The organism is Micromonospora sp. BRA006-A (assembly GCF_033433935.1).
GTDB classification, from domain to species: Bacteria; Actinomycetota; Actinomycetes; order Mycobacteriales; family Micromonosporaceae; genus Micromonospora; species Micromonospora aurantiaca.
In genome coordinates, this window is the sequence record NZ_JANCLW010000001.1 from 60618 (window position 1) to 75979 (window position 15362).

At 72.4% G+C, this 15362-nt stretch carries 14 protein-coding genes and 1 tRNA gene; 8 read left to right on the forward strand and 7 right to left on the reverse strand.

All coding sequences use genetic code 11. From position 1 onward, the window contains the following. Positions 1-15 precede the first annotated feature (15 nt). From NMK34_RS00305 to NMK34_RS00315, 3 genes are all read right to left on the reverse strand, one after another. The gene (locus tag NMK34_RS00305; protein WP_318331748.1) at positions 16-822 is read right to left on the reverse strand and encodes a WecB/TagA/CpsF family glycosyltransferase; all 807 of its coding nucleotides are present in this window, start codon (positions 820-822) and stop codon (positions 16-18) included. Continuing rightward, positions 819-1928: an NAD-dependent epimerase/dehydratase family protein gene (locus tag NMK34_RS00310; protein WP_262012854.1), complete on the reverse strand. Its 1110-nt coding sequence runs from the start codon at positions 1926-1928 to the stop codon at positions 819-821. The genes NMK34_RS00305 and NMK34_RS00310 overlap by 4 nt, the downstream gene beginning before the upstream one ends. A 71-nt stretch (positions 1929-1999) precedes the next feature. Next, positions 2000-2085 (reverse strand) — tRNA-Leu (locus NMK34_RS00315). A 209-nt stretch (positions 2086-2294) separates the two neighbouring features. Here NMK34_RS00315 and NMK34_RS00320 point away from each other — a divergent pair. The 7 genes from NMK34_RS00320 to pknB are packed head-to-tail and all read left to right on the forward strand — an operon-like array spanning position 2295 to position 11251. Beyond that, on the forward strand, positions 2295-3083 hold the full coding sequence (locus NMK34_RS00320) for an FhaA domain-containing protein (protein WP_026267912.1): 789 nt from the start codon (positions 2295-2297) through the stop codon (positions 3081-3083). A gap of 6 nt (positions 3084-3089) precedes the next feature. Continuing rightward, entirely contained in the window at positions 3090-3575 is a 486-nt protein-coding gene (locus NMK34_RS00325) for an FHA domain-containing protein (protein WP_128138039.1), read from the forward strand. Further along, positions 3572-5008 carry a protein phosphatase 2C domain-containing protein gene (locus NMK34_RS00330; protein WP_318331749.1) on the forward strand — a complete coding sequence of 479 codons (1437 nt, stop codon included), beginning with the start codon at positions 3572-3574 and terminating at the stop codon, positions 5006-5008. The genes NMK34_RS00325 and NMK34_RS00330 overlap by 4 nt, the downstream gene beginning before the upstream one ends. 28 nt (positions 5009-5036) lie before the next feature. After that, on the forward strand, positions 5037-6530 hold the full coding sequence (locus tag NMK34_RS00335) for an FtsW/RodA/SpoVE family cell cycle protein (RefSeq protein ID WP_412098838.1): 1494 nt from the start codon (positions 5037-5039) through the stop codon (positions 6528-6530). Further along, entirely contained in the window at positions 6527-8035 is a 1509-nt protein-coding gene (locus NMK34_RS00340; protein WP_318331750.1) for a peptidoglycan D,D-transpeptidase FtsI family protein, read from the forward strand. Before NMK34_RS00335 ends, NMK34_RS00340 begins: the two co-directional genes overlap by 4 nt. A 1-nt stretch (position 8036) precedes the next feature. Then, on the forward strand, positions 8037-9419 hold the full coding sequence (locus NMK34_RS00345; protein WP_318331751.1) for a serine/threonine-protein kinase: 1383 nt from the start codon (positions 8037-8039) through the stop codon (positions 9417-9419). Continuing rightward, positions 9416-11251, forward strand: coding sequence for a Stk1 family PASTA domain-containing Ser/Thr kinase (gene pknB, locus NMK34_RS00350; RefSeq protein WP_318331752.1), 1836 nt, complete (start codon positions 9416-9418; stop codon positions 11249-11251). The genes NMK34_RS00345 and pknB overlap by 4 nt, the downstream gene beginning before the upstream one ends. Before the next feature lie 202 nt (positions 11252-11453). Here pknB and NMK34_RS00355 read toward each other — a convergent pair whose 3' ends face one another. The 4 genes from NMK34_RS00355 to NMK34_RS00370 form a co-directional block, all read right to left on the reverse strand. After that, positions 11454-12104 carry an aminodeoxychorismate/anthranilate synthase component II gene (locus NMK34_RS00355; RefSeq protein ID WP_114919202.1) on the reverse strand — a complete coding sequence of 217 codons (651 nt, stop codon included), beginning with the start codon at positions 12102-12104 and terminating at the stop codon, positions 11454-11456. A gap of 5 nt (positions 12105-12109) precedes the next feature. Next, positions 12110-12382, reverse strand: a complete 273-nt coding sequence (locus NMK34_RS00360; protein ID WP_318331753.1) for a hypothetical protein — start codon at positions 12380-12382, stop codon at positions 12110-12112. A 3-nt stretch (positions 12383-12385) separates the two neighbouring features. Further along, complete coding sequence (locus NMK34_RS00365) at positions 12386-13288, reverse strand: class E sortase (protein ID WP_318331754.1); 903 nt, start codon at positions 13286-13288, stop codon at positions 12386-12388. 761 nt (positions 13289-14049) lie between these two features. Beyond that, the gene (locus tag NMK34_RS00370) at positions 14050-14856 is read right to left on the reverse strand and encodes a DUF881 domain-containing protein (protein ID WP_318331755.1); all 807 of its coding nucleotides are present in this window, start codon (positions 14854-14856) and stop codon (positions 14050-14052) included. 230 nt (positions 14857-15086) lie between these two features. Between NMK34_RS00370 and NMK34_RS00375 the strand changes: the two genes are divergently transcribed. Next, positions 15087-15350, forward strand: coding sequence for a cell division protein CrgA (locus NMK34_RS00375; RefSeq protein WP_135242661.1), 264 nt, complete (start codon positions 15087-15089; stop codon positions 15348-15350). The last annotated feature ends 12 nt before the right edge of the window (positions 15351-15362 follow it).

Genomic DNA, 15362 nt, shown 5'->3' on the forward strand with positions numbered 1-15362 from the left:
GGGTAGGGGTGCGGCTCAGACGTCGAACGTGGCGGGACGCCCGGTGGCCGGCGCCGGCGGGGTGGCCTTCCACAGGCCGGTCTTCTGGGCGGCGAGCCGGGCCAGGTAGGCCGGGTTGAGGATGACGTACCGGCGCCACAGGCGCTTGGGTTCCAGGCCGAGCCGCCAGAACCACTCCAGCCCGGCGCGCTGCATCCACGGTGGCGGGTTGCGCAGCAGGCCGGCGTGGTAGTCGAAGGCCGCGCCGACGGCCATCAGCGGCATGTCCAGCAGCGGGCGCATGGCGTACGCGAAGACCTCCTGGCGCGGGCAGCCGAGCCCGACCAGGACGAGGCGGGCGCCGCTGGCCCGGATCCGGTCGGCGATCTCGGCGTCCTCGCCCGGGGTGGCGGCACGGAACTTGGACGGCTCGACCCCGGCGATCTTCAGCGCGGGGAACTTGTGCTCCAGCGCCGGGACGAGCCGGGACAGGGTCTCCTCGGTGGAGCCGTAGAGGTAGACCGGCAGCCCTTCCTCGGCGAACCGGGCGAGCACCCGCAGGGTCAGCTCCGGCCCGTAGACGCGGTCGGTGAGCCCGGCGCCGTGCAGCAGGTTGAGCGCCCAGCGCACCGGCTGCCCGTCCGGGGTGACCACGTCGAACGAGTTGAGCCGGGCGTTGTGCGCCGGGTCGAGCACGCCGGTCATCACGCCGTGCACGGCGAGCGCGGTCAGCGCCAGCGGGCGGCGTTCGTGCGCGGCCGCCACGACGGCCTCGGTGGCCCGGGCGTAGTCGGTGGCGTCGACCCCGACGCCGAGCACGTTGCGCTTGGTCCCGGCGCTCATGCCTTCGGCACCCACTTGTCGACGTTGGCCTCGTAGATCTCGCGCAGGATCATCGGCACGTCGTACGTGATCTTCCAGGAGGGGTAGTGCTCCTCGAAGCGGGCCATGCTGCTGACGTACCACTGGTGGTCGCCCGTGCGGGCCTGCTCGACGTAGTTGATCCGGGCCTCACGGCCGGTGATCTCCTGGGCGACCCGGAACGCCTCGATGTGCGAGGTGTTGGAGTGCCGGCCGCCGCCGAGGTTGTAGACCTGGGCCGAGCGCGGCTCGCGGAAGAACGCCTCGAACGCGGTCAGCACGTCGTGCGAGTGGATCGCGTCCCGGACCATCTTCCCCTTGTAGCCGAAGAGGTTGTACGTCCGGCCCTCCATCACGCAGCGCATCAGGTACGCCAGGAAGCCGTGCAGTTCGGCGGCGGAGTGCGCCGGGCCGGTCAGCGTGCCGCCCCGGAAGCAGGCGGTCTTCATGTCGAAGTAGCGGCCGTACTCCTGGACCATCACGTCGGAGGCGACCTTCGAGGCGCCGAAGATCGAGTGCAGCGACTCGTCGATCGACATGTCCTCGGTGATGCCGTCGTACCAGCGGTGGTCCTCGGGCAGCTCGTAGCGGGTCTCCAGCTCGATCAGCGGGAGCGAGTTGGGCCGGTCGCCGTACACCTTGTTGGTGGAGCAGTGGATGAACGGCGCGTCGATCGCGTGCCGCCGGGTGTTCTCCAGCACGTTGAGCGTGCCGCCGGCGTTCACGTCGAAGTCGGTGAACGGCTCCTTGGCGGCCCAGTCGTGGCTCGGCTGGGCGGCGCTGTGGATCACCACGGCGATGTCCCTGCCGTACCGCTTGAAGACCTGCTCCAGCCCGTCCCGGTCGCGGATGTCGACGGCGTGGTGGGTGTACGCGGAGCCGAGGTCGGCGGCGAGCCGGTCGAGGCTCCAGGCGGTCGAGCCGTCCTCGCCGAAGAAGTACCGCCGCATGTCGTTGTCGATGCCGACCACGTCGAGACCGAGTCCGGCGAAGTGCCGGGCCGCCTCGGAGCCGATCAGACCGCCGGAACCGGTCACCAACGCGACAGTCACACGCCACTCCTGGTCCGTGGGAGGCAGGGAAACCATCGGAGCATAGCGTGACGTCCGGAACGCCCCGATACGAAGCAAGGGCCCCGCTGTGTGCGGAGCCCTTGTTCTGGTGGGGATGGGGGGAGTTGAACCCCCACGTCCTTTCGGACACACGGACCTGAACCGTGCGCGTCTGCCATTCCGCCACATCCCCGTGGCACGACCCGGAACACCATATCGCATCCCGCGCCCGCCATCTGCGGCGGGTGCCGGGACATACTACGCTGTCCACTGGTCACGCCACGAACGATCACCGCTCGTGGCGGGCGAAACTTTAGCACGCTCGCGGGCCTGGTCACGAACGGGCCGACGGCAGCCGGCCGAGCGGCGTGTGAGCTGCGGAGGCGGTGTCCGGATACCATCATTGCCTCGGGACCCGAGGAGGAGCCGGTGAGCGTGCTGCAACGCTTCGAGAAGCGTCTGGAAGGCCTGGTCGAGGGGGCCTTCGCCAAGGTCTTCAAAGGGGTGGTCCACCCCGTGGAGATCCTCAACGCCATGCAGCGGGAGGCCGAGGCGCACAAGGCGATCCTGGCCGGTGGGCGCACCCTTGTGCCCAACCGCTACGTGATCGATCTCTCGCCCTACGACCACAGTCGGCTGGCGCCGTACGCTGCCGCGCTGGCCCAGGAGCTGGCGCAGTCGCAGGCCGAGTTCATCGGCGAGCAGGCGTGGACGGTCTACGGCGACGTGATCGTCGAGGTCGAACGCGGTGAGGGCCTGGACACCGGCATGTTCCGGGTCACCGCCGAGGTGTACACCGGCGGGGACGTCGCCCCGGTCTCCGCGCCCGGCGGCTACGACGCCGGCCCGGCGTACCCGGCGTACGACCAGGGTGGCGGCTACGGCCCGCCGCCCGGTCACGGTGGTGGCCGCAACGTCCGCCTGGTCTCGGGCGACGGCCGCACCTACCCGCTCCAGATGGGCTCGACCGTGATCGGCCGCGGCGACCAGGCCAACCTGCGCCTGCCCGACGTCGGCATCTCCCGGCGCCACGCCCGGCTGGACTTCGACGGCGGCCAGGTGGTGCTGACCGACCTGGGCTCCACGAACGGCACGATGGTCAACGGCCAGCGGGTGTCGGCGGTCGCCCTCAACCCCGGCGACATGATCCAGCTCGGCACCACGACGCTGACCTTCCGCGTGGACGGCTGACCCGCGTTGCCGGAACTGGTCATCACCGTCGCCCGGTTCGGGTTCCTCATCCTGCTGTGGATCTTCGTGTTCACGGTGGTCGGCGTGATCCGCCGGGATCTCTTCGCCGGTGCCCGGTCGGGCAAGCTGGTGGCCGCGCCGCGGGGGATCGGCGCGTCGACCGGGCAGCCGGGGAAGCCGGCGAAGGCCAAGCGCGGTCGGGCCGCCCACCAGTTGGTGGTCACCGCCGGTCAACTCGCCGGCACCCGGATCACGCTCGGAGAGGCCCAGATCACCATCGGCCGGGCGGAGGACTCGACCCTGGTGATCACCGACGACTACGCCTCGGCGCGACACGCCCGGCTGGTGCCCCGCGACGGGCAGTGGTACGTCGAGGACCTCGGATCGACTAACGGCACGTATCTCGATCGCGCTAAGGTCACCGGACCAACCCCCGTCCCCCTCGGCGTGCCGATCCGGATCGGCCGCACTTCCCTCGAATTACGGCCATGACTCTGACCCTGCGCTACGCGGCCCACAGCGACCGCGGTCTGATCCGAGACGGCAACCAGGATTCCGTCTACGCCGGACCGCGGCTGCTCGCCGTGGCCGACGGCATGGGCGGCATGGCCGCCGGTGACGTCGCCAGCAACATCGTCATCGGTGCCATGGCGCCGCTCGACGAGGACGTCCCCGGTGACGCCCTGGTCGACGCGCTCCGCTCCGCCGTGGGCACCGCCAACCAGCAGCTCCGCGACACCGTGGACGCCAACCCGCAGCTGGAGGGGATGGGCACGACGCTCACCGCGACCCTCTTCTCCGGCAGCAAGCTCGGCATGGTCCACATCGGTGACTCCCGGGCCTATCTCCTGCGCAACGGCGAGTTCGCGCAGATCACCAAGGACGACACGTACGTCCAGATGCTCGTCGACGAGGGCCGGATCAGCGCGGAGGAGGCGAGCAGCCACCCCCAGCGCTCGCTGCTCACCCGCGCGCTCGACGGCCGCGACATCGACCCGGAGTACAGCGTCCGCCAGGTGCTTCCCGGCGACCGCTACCTGATCTGCTCCGACGGGCTCTCCGGCGTGGTGAGCGCGGAGACCATCGCGGACACCATGCGGGAGTACCCCGACCCGCAGCGGTGCGTGGAACGCCTGGTGCAGCTCGCGCTGCGCGGCGGCGGCCCGGACAACATCACGGTGATCATCGCCGACGCCACCGACCAGGACATCGTCGAGGCGTCCCCGATCGTCGGCGGCGCCGCCGCCCGCGACCGGGGCATGGCGACCTCGGCCGACGACTCCACCCCGGCGGCCCGCGCCTCGGCGCTGTCCGCCCCCCGGCCGCCCGCGCCGGAGGAGCCGGCGGACAACCGCGACGACGAGCCGGAGCGGCGCCGTCGCCGGCCGCTGCGTACCGTCGCCATGGTGCTGGCGCTCGCGGTGATCGTCGGCGGTGGCGGGTTCGGCGGGTGGACGTACACCCAGCGGCAGTTCTACGTCGGCGCCACCGACGACGGGCAGCTGGCCGTCTTCCGTGGGGTTCCCGGCCAGGTCGCCGGACTGGACCTGTCGAACGTGCACGAGCGCAGCGAGTCCCGGCTCGACGACCTCACCCTCGCCGCCCAGGAGCGGGTGAAGCAGGGCATCCAGGCTCGCAACGAGCCGGACGCGGAGCGCCGGCTGGCGGAGCTGACCAGCGACGACCCGGCGAACCCGAACCTCAAGCCGCTCTGCCCGCCCGACCCGTCGCCCGGTGCGACCAGCCCGAGCCCGGCAGCGGGCGGGCTGAACCCGCAGGTCAGCGGCAGTCCCGCACCGTCCGTTCCGCCGGTCGGCTCACCGAGCCCCGGCGCGTCGACGCCGCTGACGACCATCACGCCCGACGCCGTACCCTCCGACACCGTTCCGCCGGCCGACCCGGCGGGTTGCCGGTCGCCGGAGTGAGTGCCGGCTCGATCCCGAGGACGTATCCGTGACCGCAGCCGCCGTACCGGCCGCCTCGCCCGCTTCGACGGGCGAGCAGTCCGGCGTACGCCTGGCCCGGTCCCGGCGCAACGCCGAGCTGTCCCTGCTCCTGCTCGCCATGGTGCTCGTGGCGGCGTACGCGGCGATGGTCGAGGCGAAGGCGCTGGACACGATCACGCCCGACTTCTGGATCCCGGCCGCCGCGCTGGGGCTGGTCTTCCTCGGCCTGCACCTGGTGATCCGCTGGCTGGCGCCGTTCGCCGATCCGGCGCTGTTGCCCGCGGTGGCGCTGCTCAACGGGATCGGGGTCGGCTTCCTGCGGCGATACGACCTGGCCAAGGCCACGCCCGCCGAGCGGGAGGACCTGGCCGTCTTCGCCGGCACCGGCGGCCGGCAGCTCGCCTGGACGCTGGCCGCCGTGGTGCTGGCGGCCGGGCTGCTGGCGATCCTGCGGGACCACCGGTCGTTGTCCCGGTACGCGTACACACTGGGCCTGGCCGGCATCGTGCTGGTGATGATCCCGGCGTTGCTGCCGTCGCGGTTCTCCGAGATCAACGGCGCCAAGCTCTGGATCATCGTGCCCGGCCTGGGGCAGATCCAGCCGGGCGAGTTCGCCAAGCTGACCCTGCTGACGTTCTTCGCCTACTACCTGGTGCGCAAGCGCGAGGTGCTCTCGCTCGCGAGCCGGCGGGTGCTGGGCATCGACTTCCCGCGCGGGCGTGACCTCGGCCCGGTGCTCGTGGTGTGGCTGGTCAGCCTCCTGGTCCTGATCTTCGAGAAGGACCTGGGCACCTCGCTGCTCTACTTCGGCATGTTCGTGGTGACGCTCTACATCGCCACCGAGCGGGTGAGCTGGCTGCTCATCGGTCTGATCCTGTTCTTCGGCGGCGCTTACCTGGCATACGTGCTGGGCAGCACCGTGGGCGGCCCGTTCGCGAACTTCTACGACCGGGCGCAGATCTGGCTGGACCCGTTCGCCGAGCCGTACGACAGGGGTTACCAGCTAGTGCAGGGCCTGCTGACGCTCGGCACCGGCGGCCTGTTCGGGGCCGGGCCGGGCGGCGGCCAGCCGGCGCTGCTGCCCGAGGTGCAGACCGACTTCATCTTCGCCGGCATCGGTGAGGAGATCGGCCTGTTCGGTCTCTCCGCGCTGCTGGTGATCTACCTGCTGATCGTGGAGCGGGGCCTGCGGGCCGCGCTGGCGGTGCGGGACTCGTTCGGCAAGCTGCTCGCCGGTGGTCTGGCGTTCACGCTGGGCCTGCAGGTCTTCGTGATCGTCGGCGGCATCAGCAAGCTCATCCCGCTGACCGGTCAGACCACCCCGTTCCTGTCCGCCGGTGGCTCCTCGCTGATGGCGAACTGGCTGCTGATCGCGCTGCTGCTGCGCGTCTCCGACGGCGCCCGCCGCCCGGTGACCGGCGGCGGGGGCCCGGCCGCCCGGCCCGCCGGTGGTCCGCCCGAGCAGTTGCACGGCGCCCAGACGGAGGTGATCCGGCCGTGAACGCCCCCCTGCGCCGCGTCGGCGTGGTCGTGATGGTCCTGTTCGGGCTCCTGTTCGCGAACCTGAACTGGATCCAGGCCTACAAGGCCGACGAGTACCGCAACAGCGACTACAACGGCCGGGTCCAGGTCGCCGAGTACGACCGCAAGCGCGGCAACATCGAGGTCGGCGGCACCGCGTACGCGGTCAGCAAGGAGACCGGCGGTGAGCTGAAGTACCAGCGCACCTACCCGGGCGGGGCGATGTACGCGCACGTGCTCGGCTGGAAGCCGGTCAACGGCAGCGCGAGCGGCATCGAGCGGGTGGAGAACGACTTCCTGGCCGGCACCAGCGACGCGCTCATCGCCAGCCGGATCAAGGACATGTTCACCGGTGACGAGACCGGCGGCGGCAACGTGCTGCTGACGCTCTCCAAGGGTGCTCAGCAGACGGCGTTCAAGCAGCTCAACGACAACCAGGTCGGCGCGACGAAGGGCGCGGCCATCGCGATCGACCCACGTACCGGCGCGGTGCAGGCGCTGGTGTCCATGCCGAGCTTCGACCCGAACCCGCTGGCGAGCCACGACAGCACCGAGGCGGACCGGGCGTACAACGCGCTGGAGAAGGACAAGGACCGGCCGCTGGCGAACCGGGCGCTGTCCGAGACGCTGCCGCCGGGCTCCACCTTCAAGATCATCATGGCGGCGGCAGCACTGGAGAACGGCGTCGGGCAGCAGACCCGCATCCCGGCCGGCTCCAGCTACACCGCGCCCGGCGCGGGCCAGCCGATCCGCAACGCGGCGCCGTCGATCTGCCCCGAGTCGCAGGTCACGCTGCGGGAGGCGGTGACCGAGTCCTGCAACACCGGCTTCGCCCAGCTCGGCGTACGCCTCGGCGCGGACAAGGTCAAGGAGAAGGCCAAGCAGTTCGGCTTCGAGCAGGAGGACCTCACCGTCGGCCAGCTCGGTGAGGGCGGCCTGCCGGTGGCGGCCAGCCGCACCGGCGACATGCAGAACCCGGACGGCAGTACCGACCAGGCCGCGCTGGCGCAGTCGTCGATCGGCCAGAACAACGTCCGGATGACCCCGTTGCAGGGCGCGATGATCGCCGCCGCGGTGGCCAACAAGGACGGCAAGCAGATGCGTCCCTACCTGGTCAAGCAGCTGCTCGGGCCGGACCGCACCACCGTCTACGACGCCGCCCAGCCGCGCGAGCTGCGCCGCCCGGTCAGCGGCCAGGTCGCCGCCGACCTGCGCGACATGATGCAGAACGTGGTGAAGGAGGGCACCGGCCGCCGGGCCGCCATCGACGGCTACGTCGTGGGCGGCAAGACCGGTACCGCCCAGTCCGGCCCGAACACCCCGGACCACGGCTGGTTCATCGGCTTCGCGCTGGACAAGGACGGTACGCCGCTCTCCGCGGTCTGCGTCGAGCTGGAGCAGGCGGGCAGCGGCGGCAGCGCCGAGGCGGCCCGTATCGCCGGCCGGATCATGGCGGCGGCGATCGCCGACTCCGGGAGGCGCTGACGTGCTCGGTCCGGGAGTGAAGCTCGGCAACCGCTACCGCCTCGACGAGCGGATCGCCAGCGGTGGCATGGGCGACGTGTGGCGCGGCACCGACCAGGTGCTGGGCCGTACCGTCGCGGTCAAGAGCCTGCTCCCGGCGCTGCTGGACGAACCCGGCTTCGCCGAGCGGTTCCGCGGCGAGGCCCGGACGATGGCCACCATCAACCACCCCGGCGTGGTCGACGTCTACGACTTCGGCAGCGACCAGCACATCGCGTTCCTGGTGATGGAGTACGTCGAGGGCGACGCGCTCTCCGCCACGCTCAGCCGCGTCGGCCGGCTGACCCCGGCGCGCACGATGGCGCTGCTGGCGCAGGCCGCCGACGCGTTGCACGCGGCGCACGAGAAGGGCATCGTGCACCGCGACGTGAAGCCCGGCAACCTGCTGGTCCGGCCGAACGGCACGCTCGTGCTCACCGACTTCGGCATCGCCCGCTCGGACCTGGTCGGCCAGCTCACCGCCGCCGGTTCGGTGCTCGGCACCGCCTCGTACATCTCGCCGGAGCAGGCCACCGGCGCTGTCGCCACACCCGCCTCGGACGTCTACGCGCTGGGCGTGGTCGCGTACCAGTGCCTGGCCGGCCGCCGCCCGTTCGAGGGGGACAACCCCCTCGAGATCGCCATGAAGCACGTGCGGGACACCCCCCGGGCGCTTCCGCCGGACATCCCGCCGCAGGTCCGGGCGATCGTGGAGCGGGCCATGGCGAAGGATCCGGCCGCCCGCTGGCCGAGCGCCGCCGCGCTGGCGAGCATCGCCCGGCAGGCCAAGCTCGCGCTCTCCCAGGCGGCCCGCGTCGGGCACCCGATCTCCGGCGTACCCGCCTCGCCGGCCGCGCCGGTCGCGCGGGCGCAGGTGCCGACCGCCGCGCCGCGTCCGCAGCCGCCGGCCGCCGTCCCGCACCCGCAGCCCCGGCCGCCCGTGTCCCCGGCGCGCCCGCCGGTCATGCCGCGCCCGGCAGTGGTCGCCCACCCCGCTCCGCAGCCCCGTCCGCCGGTGGCGCCGCGCGGCGCGGCCCCCGTCCCGCAGCCGCGCCCCATGCCTCAGCACAACCCCCTGGGGTACGCGCGACCGCCCGCCGCCGCCCCGCCCCGGCGCTCCCGGTCCGGGCTGTGGACGACGGCGATCGTGGTGGCCGTACTGGTCATCCTCTGCTCGGGCGTGATTTCGTTCCTGTACCGGAAATACGGTGATACCGCAGCCGCTCCGGCGAGTGTGAGCGTGACTTCCGGCGCGGTGCGGGCGTACGGAGGCGACTATCCGGTCCGCACGTCGTACCGTCGTGAGGTACGCCTCCTGCCGGCCGGCGGCGGTACGACGACGAGCGAAGGACGAGAGACGCGATGACAGCGCAGGCCCGCCTGCTCGGTGGCAGGTATCAGGTCGGCGAGCTGCTGGGCTACGGCGGCATGGCCGAGGTGCACCGCGGCCGTGACCTCCGGCTCGGGCGGGATGTCGCGATCAAGATGCTCCGTGCCGATCTGGCCCGGGATGCCACCTTCCAGATGCGGTTCCGCCGTGAGGCGCAGAACGCCGCCTCCCTCAACCACCCGGCCATCGTCGCCGTCTACGACACCGGTGAGGAGACCGGCCCCACGGGTGAGACCCTGCCGTTCATCGTGATGGAGTTCGTGAACGGCCGGACCCTCAAGGAGGTCCTCGGCGTCGAGGGGCGGCTCCAGCCGCGCCGGGCGCTGGAGATCTGCGCCGACATGTGCGCGGCGCTGGAGTTCAGCCACCGGCACGGGATCATCCACCGCGACATCAAGCCCGGAAACGTGATGCTCACCCAGACCGGCCAGGTCAAGGTGATGGACTTCGGCATCGCCCGGGCGCTCGCCAGCGGTGCCACCACGATGACGCAGACCAGCGCGGTCATCGGCACCGCGCAATACCTCTCCCCGGAGCAGGCGCGCGGCGAGGCGGTCGACGCCCGCTCCGACGTCTACGCGGCCGGCTGCGTGCTGTTCGAGCTGCTCTGCGGCCACCCGCCGTTCGTCGGGGACAGCCCGGTCAGCGTCGCGTACCAGCACGTACGGGAGCAGCCGCCGACGCCGAGCACGATCAACCCGGACGTCAACCCCGCCGTCGACGCCATCGTGCTCAAGGCGCTGTCGAAGAACCCGCTCAACCGCTACCAGAGCGCCGGCGAGATGCGGGCGGACCTGCTCCGCGCCGCCGCCGGCCGGCCGGTGCTCGCCACGCCGGTGATGCCGGCCGAGGAGACCATGCCGATGGGCGCCGCCGCGGGCGGCGGGTACCACCAGGCGCAGCAGACCCAGATGATGGGCCCGCAGACCCGCCAGCAGCCGGTGGCGCGGGTGGGTGACCCGGGCAAGCGCAAGAGCTCGTCCTGGGTCATCGCCGCGTTCGCCGCGCTCGGTGTGCTCGCGGTGATCGCGCTCGGTACGGCGCTCTGGCTCAACCAGGCCGGCAACGAGAAGGTGTCGGTGCCGCAGGTGGTGGGCCGTACGCAGGCCGAGGCGCAGGCGGCGCTCACCCAGGCCGGGCTGCGGTTCACCACTGGCGACCCGGTGCAGAACACCACCTGCCAGAAGGGCTCGGTGGTCGACCAGAGCCCGTCGTTCGGCCAGCGGGTGGAGAAGGACACCGAGGTCACCGTCAACGTCTGCACCGGCCCCGGCCAGGTCAACGTCCCCACCAACCTGACGGGCGGCACGTACGACGCCGCGAGCGACCGCCTGACCGAACTCAAGCTGATCCCGGTGCGCGAGAACGTCAACGGCAGCGCGCCGGAGGGTCAGGTCGTCGACGTCTCGCCGAAGGAAGGCAGTGCGGTCGCCGAGGGCAGCAAGGTGACGCTCAAGGTCTCCCGGGGCAACGTCAGCGAGGTGCCGAACGTCCGCGGCTACACCGAGGACCAGGCGAAGCAGCGGCTCAAGGAGGCCGGCTACGAGGTCCGGGTCGAGGACGGCGACGAGGTCGACCCGGCCGAGGCGGGCAAGGTCAGCAGCCAGTCGCCGCGCGCCGGGACCAGCCTGGCCAAGGGCGAGCGGGTGACGATCAAGGTCGACGTGCCGCGTGAGGAGGAGCCGACCAGCCCGACGCCGAGCGGCTCGCCCAGCACGTCCCCGAGCACGCCGGGCAACGGCGGCGGCAACGGCGGCGGCAGCGGCTTCCCGTTCCCGCCGGTGACCCCGACCCGCACCGACCGCTGAGCACCACCTGACCGACCGACGCGGCGGCGTCCCCGACCCCGGGGCCGCCGCCGCGCTCACATCTCCGCCCACCACCCCTCTCGTTGATCATGAAGTTGGCGGTACCGGGCGTCCGATTTGTCCCCGCCAACTTCATGATCGACCGAGAGGGGGCGGGCGGGACCGGGCGGGACCGCGCGGGGTGGGGCGGGAAGCGCGGGGGTCAGGCCGGGGAGAAGGCGGCTCGGCGGCGGGCGTCGACCTCGGCGGCCAGCTCCGGGGCGCGCTCCAGCGCCGCCGGGAAGCCGCAGGCGGCCAGCCAGTTCGCCAGCATCAGGTGACCGCCCTCGGTCAGCACCGACTCCGGGTGGAACTGCACGCCCTCGATCGGCAGCGTGCGGTGCCGCATCGCCATCACCACGCCGGAAGCCGTCCGGCCGGTGACCTCCAGCTCGTCGGGGAGCGTCTCGGGCAGGACGGCCAGCGAGTGGTAGCGGGTGGCGGTGAACGGGTCGGGCAGGCCGGCGAGCACGCCCACGCCGTCGTGGCGTACCTCCGAGGTCTTGCCGTGCAGCAGCTCCGGCGCGCGGGCGACTGTCGCGCCGAACGCCTCACCGATCGCCTGGTGACCGAGGCAGACACCGAAGATCGGGAGCTTGCCGGCGTACTCGCGGATCACGTCCAGGCAGATGCCGGCCCGGTCCGGGCTGCCCGGACCGGGCGACAGCAGGACGCCGGCGGCGCCGGCGCGGCCCACCTCGGCGACGTCGATCTCGTCGTTGCGCCGCACCTCGCAGTCGGCCCCGAGCTGGCCGAGATACTGCACGAGGTTGAAGACGAACGAGTCATAGTTGTCGATCACCAGTACGCGCATCGCTGTCACCTGTTCGGGGTGGAGGGTGGGGCGTTGTTCGTCTCGGTGCTGTACGGCAGCTCCTCCTCGCCGGGCAGCCCGGTCGGTTCGGTGATCCCACCGTCACCCGGTACGCCGGATTCCTGCGTGACCTGCACGTCGTCGAAGGGCAGCAGCGGTTCGGCCCACGGGAAGACCACGAACCAGAGCAGCGCGACAGTGGCGGTGGCCAGCACCAGCGAGCCGAACAGCTTGCCGGGCAGCCCGAACGGCAGTTTGCGCCAGATCCACGAGTACACGGCTCACGCCTCCAACTCGGCCGGGCGGCCCGCCGACTTGGCCTGCGTGTGGTCCAGCCGGGCGTGGATGATCAACCGCTGGTAGTTGTCGAACTTCGGGTTGCAGGTGGTGAGCGTGAGCAGCTTCTCGGTGGGCTTCTGACCCGGCTTGCCGGGCACCGGCGCGACCACCTCGACCTGGGACGGCTTGACGATCCGCTGCTGGTAGACCCGGTAGATGAGCCACTCCGTCTTGGTCTCGACCACTATCGCGTCGCCGGTCTTCATCTCGTCCAGCCGCCAGAACGTGGAGCGGATCCGGTGGCCGGCGACGGAGAAGTTGCCCACCTCGCCGGGCATGGCACTGTCCGGGTAGCGGCCCGGCGCGTACCGGATGTCGTTCGGGCTGACCCCCTCGACCACCACCCAGTGCTTGTCGAACTTGGGGATGTAGAGGCCGGCGACCGGCCTGCCCTCCGCCGGTGGCTTCGGCTTCACCGTCGGCCCGGTGGTCGGGCCGACGGTCGGGTCCGCCGCCGCGTCCCACTCCTGGGCGAGCTGGCTGTTCAGGTCGTTCTGGTGGGCCTCGACGATGACCGCCTTGCCCCAGATCTCGTACCCGGCGAACAGGAGCACCACCAGCCCGAAGGTGATCAGCAGTTCGCCGGTGCCCCGCACGACGCTGCGCAGCCGGGAGCCGACGGTGGGGCGGGTCAGCTCGGAGTAGACGCTGCGGTATCCGTCGCCGGTCTGCTCGGGCCGCAGTTGCACCACCCGCTCGCCGCGCCGGGGGCGGGGCGGCTCGGCGGGCGGTTCGGCGCCACCGCCGCCGCCGTCACCGTTGTCGGGGGGCGGGGGCACCGCGCCCATCAGCCCGGTGGCGTCCAGGTGGGGGTCCGCGGGCGGGCGGGTGACTGCGGGCAGCACCGCCGTGGCTCCGCTGTCGGCCGGAGGGTTCCGGTCCGCGCCGGTCGGCCCACCGAGAGGGGGTACGCCGGGCGGCCGTCCCTCACCCCCCGCCGGTCGGCGACCGTCCTGCGGCGGGCGTCCGCCGGCCTCCCACGGGCGGGTGCTGTTCTGCGGTGGCTGTCCACCGCGGCCACCACGCTCGGGCGGGATCGCCCCACCTGTGGAATGGCTGACGGCGTACTGCTGCCCCGCCGGTCCGTACCCCTCCGGTCGCGACTGGCGCTCGCCCGGCCGGTGTGCGACGTCGCCGGGCGCGGCCGGGCGCATCCCGGGGGCGGGACCACCCCGGGGCGCCGCTCCGTGGGGCGCAGGGTTGTTCTGCGTCGGGGCGTGGTGTCCGGGGCCGTGGTGCGCCGGGCCGGCCGGGTGGGGCTTACCCCTGGGGGGAAGCTCGCTCGCCGGCGGGCGGAACCGGGGGCCGGCCTCGGGGCGGGGGGCGCTCGCCGGTTGATGCGCCTGCCCGCCCGGCCACGGCGGCGGCGGAGCGACCGGCGGGGCGGTCCGTGGCGGGGCGGAAGGCGGTTGACCGGTCCGTGGTGGGACGGGCGGCCGGGTGTCCCGGCCGTGTCGGGCCGGGGCGGTGTGGGCCGGGCCGGCGTCGGGCCAGGGCAGGTCGAGCGGCGGTGGCGACGCCGGGGCCGGACGCTCGACCCGGGGAAGGAACGCGGTGGGCTCCTCCCGGCGGTCGTGGCCGGCGCGTTCCCGGGGGTCGCCGCCGGTCACCGGGGCACCGTCGCCGACTGCAACGCGGTGGAGTCCTCGAACGCCGGCACGGTGACGGTGGAGACGCGCTCGGCGTACCCGAGTTGGTAGTGGTCGGCCACTTCCTTGAACACCCGCACTCCCTCAGAGGCGGCGAGCGCCCGCTGGAGTTCCGCGGGATCGCCGATTGCCACGATCTTGAAAGGAGGGGAGTACACCCGGCCGTGCAGCAGCAGGGTGTTACCGACGCAGCGTACCGCGCTGGTGCTCAGCACGCGGACGTTCATGATTGACATGGCCTCCGCGCCGCCGGCCCAGAGCGCGTTGACGACCGCCTGGACGTCGCCCTGGTGCACCACCAGGTCGTCGTTGCTGGCGCCCTTCGGCAGCGGCTGGTCGGGCCGGCGGTCGGCGTCGTTCAGCTCGACAGTCACGCCGCTGCCGGTGAGCGCGGTGAATCCGGCGCCCTGCCGGCTGGCGGCGGCCCGGTCCCGCTCGGTCTTGATCGGCCCGTCGGCGCCGGCGAGCGCCTCGGTCTGCTCCTCCACCTCGGCGCGGAGCCGGGCGGCCTTCGCCTCGCTGGCGGCGACCTCCTCGCGGCGGTCCTCGATCAGCTGGGCGAGCTGGGGCCGGCGGTCCTCACGCAGGGAGGTGCCGCCCGCGGTGGTGGCGGTGGTGGTGAACAGCAGGCCGGCCGCGGCGGCGATCAGGGGCACGCCGACGGACCAGCCGGGGCGGCGCTGGCGTGCGCGCCGGGGCAGCAGGGCGGCTGCCGCGCGGCGGAGGACCTTCTGCCAGGAGGCGGCGCCGGACGTGTACTCCACCGGGCGTTCCCTTTCCCGTCGTCTCGTTCCGGCTCGCGCCGGTGCGAGACGACCTGCTCGACCCGGAAAGTCCGCTCTTTCCGGTTACTGAGTGCACCGGCCTGGCCCCATTCGTGGCCTGGACGGTCCGTCGGGACTACGCTAGCTGTCGAACATTATTGGCCATGGACCGTCGCCCTCGCGCCCGGTTGTCAGGCCGGACGAGGTCGTACCCCCCTCTGGAGAGCGTCGTGCCCAAGTCTCAGGTCCGCAAGAAGAAGGTGTACACCCCGCCGACGGACGTCCGTCCGACGGCGACGGCGTCGACGCGCAAGCCTAGCCCCATCTGGCTGCCCGCTACCGCGGTCGCGCTGATCGTGGTGGGCATCGGCTGGCTGGTGCTCTACTACCTCTCCGAGCAGGCGTACCCGGTCGCCAGCTGGGGTTACTGGAACCTCGCCGTGGGCTTCGGCGCGATGGTCTCGTCGCTGATCCTGCTCTCCCGCTGGCGCTGATCCGGCGCTGCC

Bases quoted from the DNA above. Each gene is read 5' to 3' on its own strand.
- NMK34_RS00305 (WP_318331748.1), bottom strand. From the start codon at position 822: ATGAGCGCCGGGACCAAGCGCAACGTGCTCGGCGTCGGGGTCGACGCC.
- NMK34_RS00310 (WP_262012854.1), bottom strand. From the start codon at position 1,928: ATGGTTTCCCTGCCTCCCACGGACCAGGAGTGGCGTGTGACTGTCGCG.
- NMK34_RS00330 (WP_318331749.1), top strand. From the start codon at position 3,572: ATGACTCTGACCCTGCGCTACGCGGCCCACAGCGACCGCGGTCTGATC.
- pknB (WP_318331752.1), top strand. From the start codon at position 9,416: ATGACAGCGCAGGCCCGCCTGCTCGGTGGCAGGTATCAGGTCGGCGAG.
- NMK34_RS00355 (WP_114919202.1), bottom strand. From the start codon at position 12,104: ATGCGCGTACTGGTGATCGACAACTATGACTCGTTCGTCTTCAACCTC.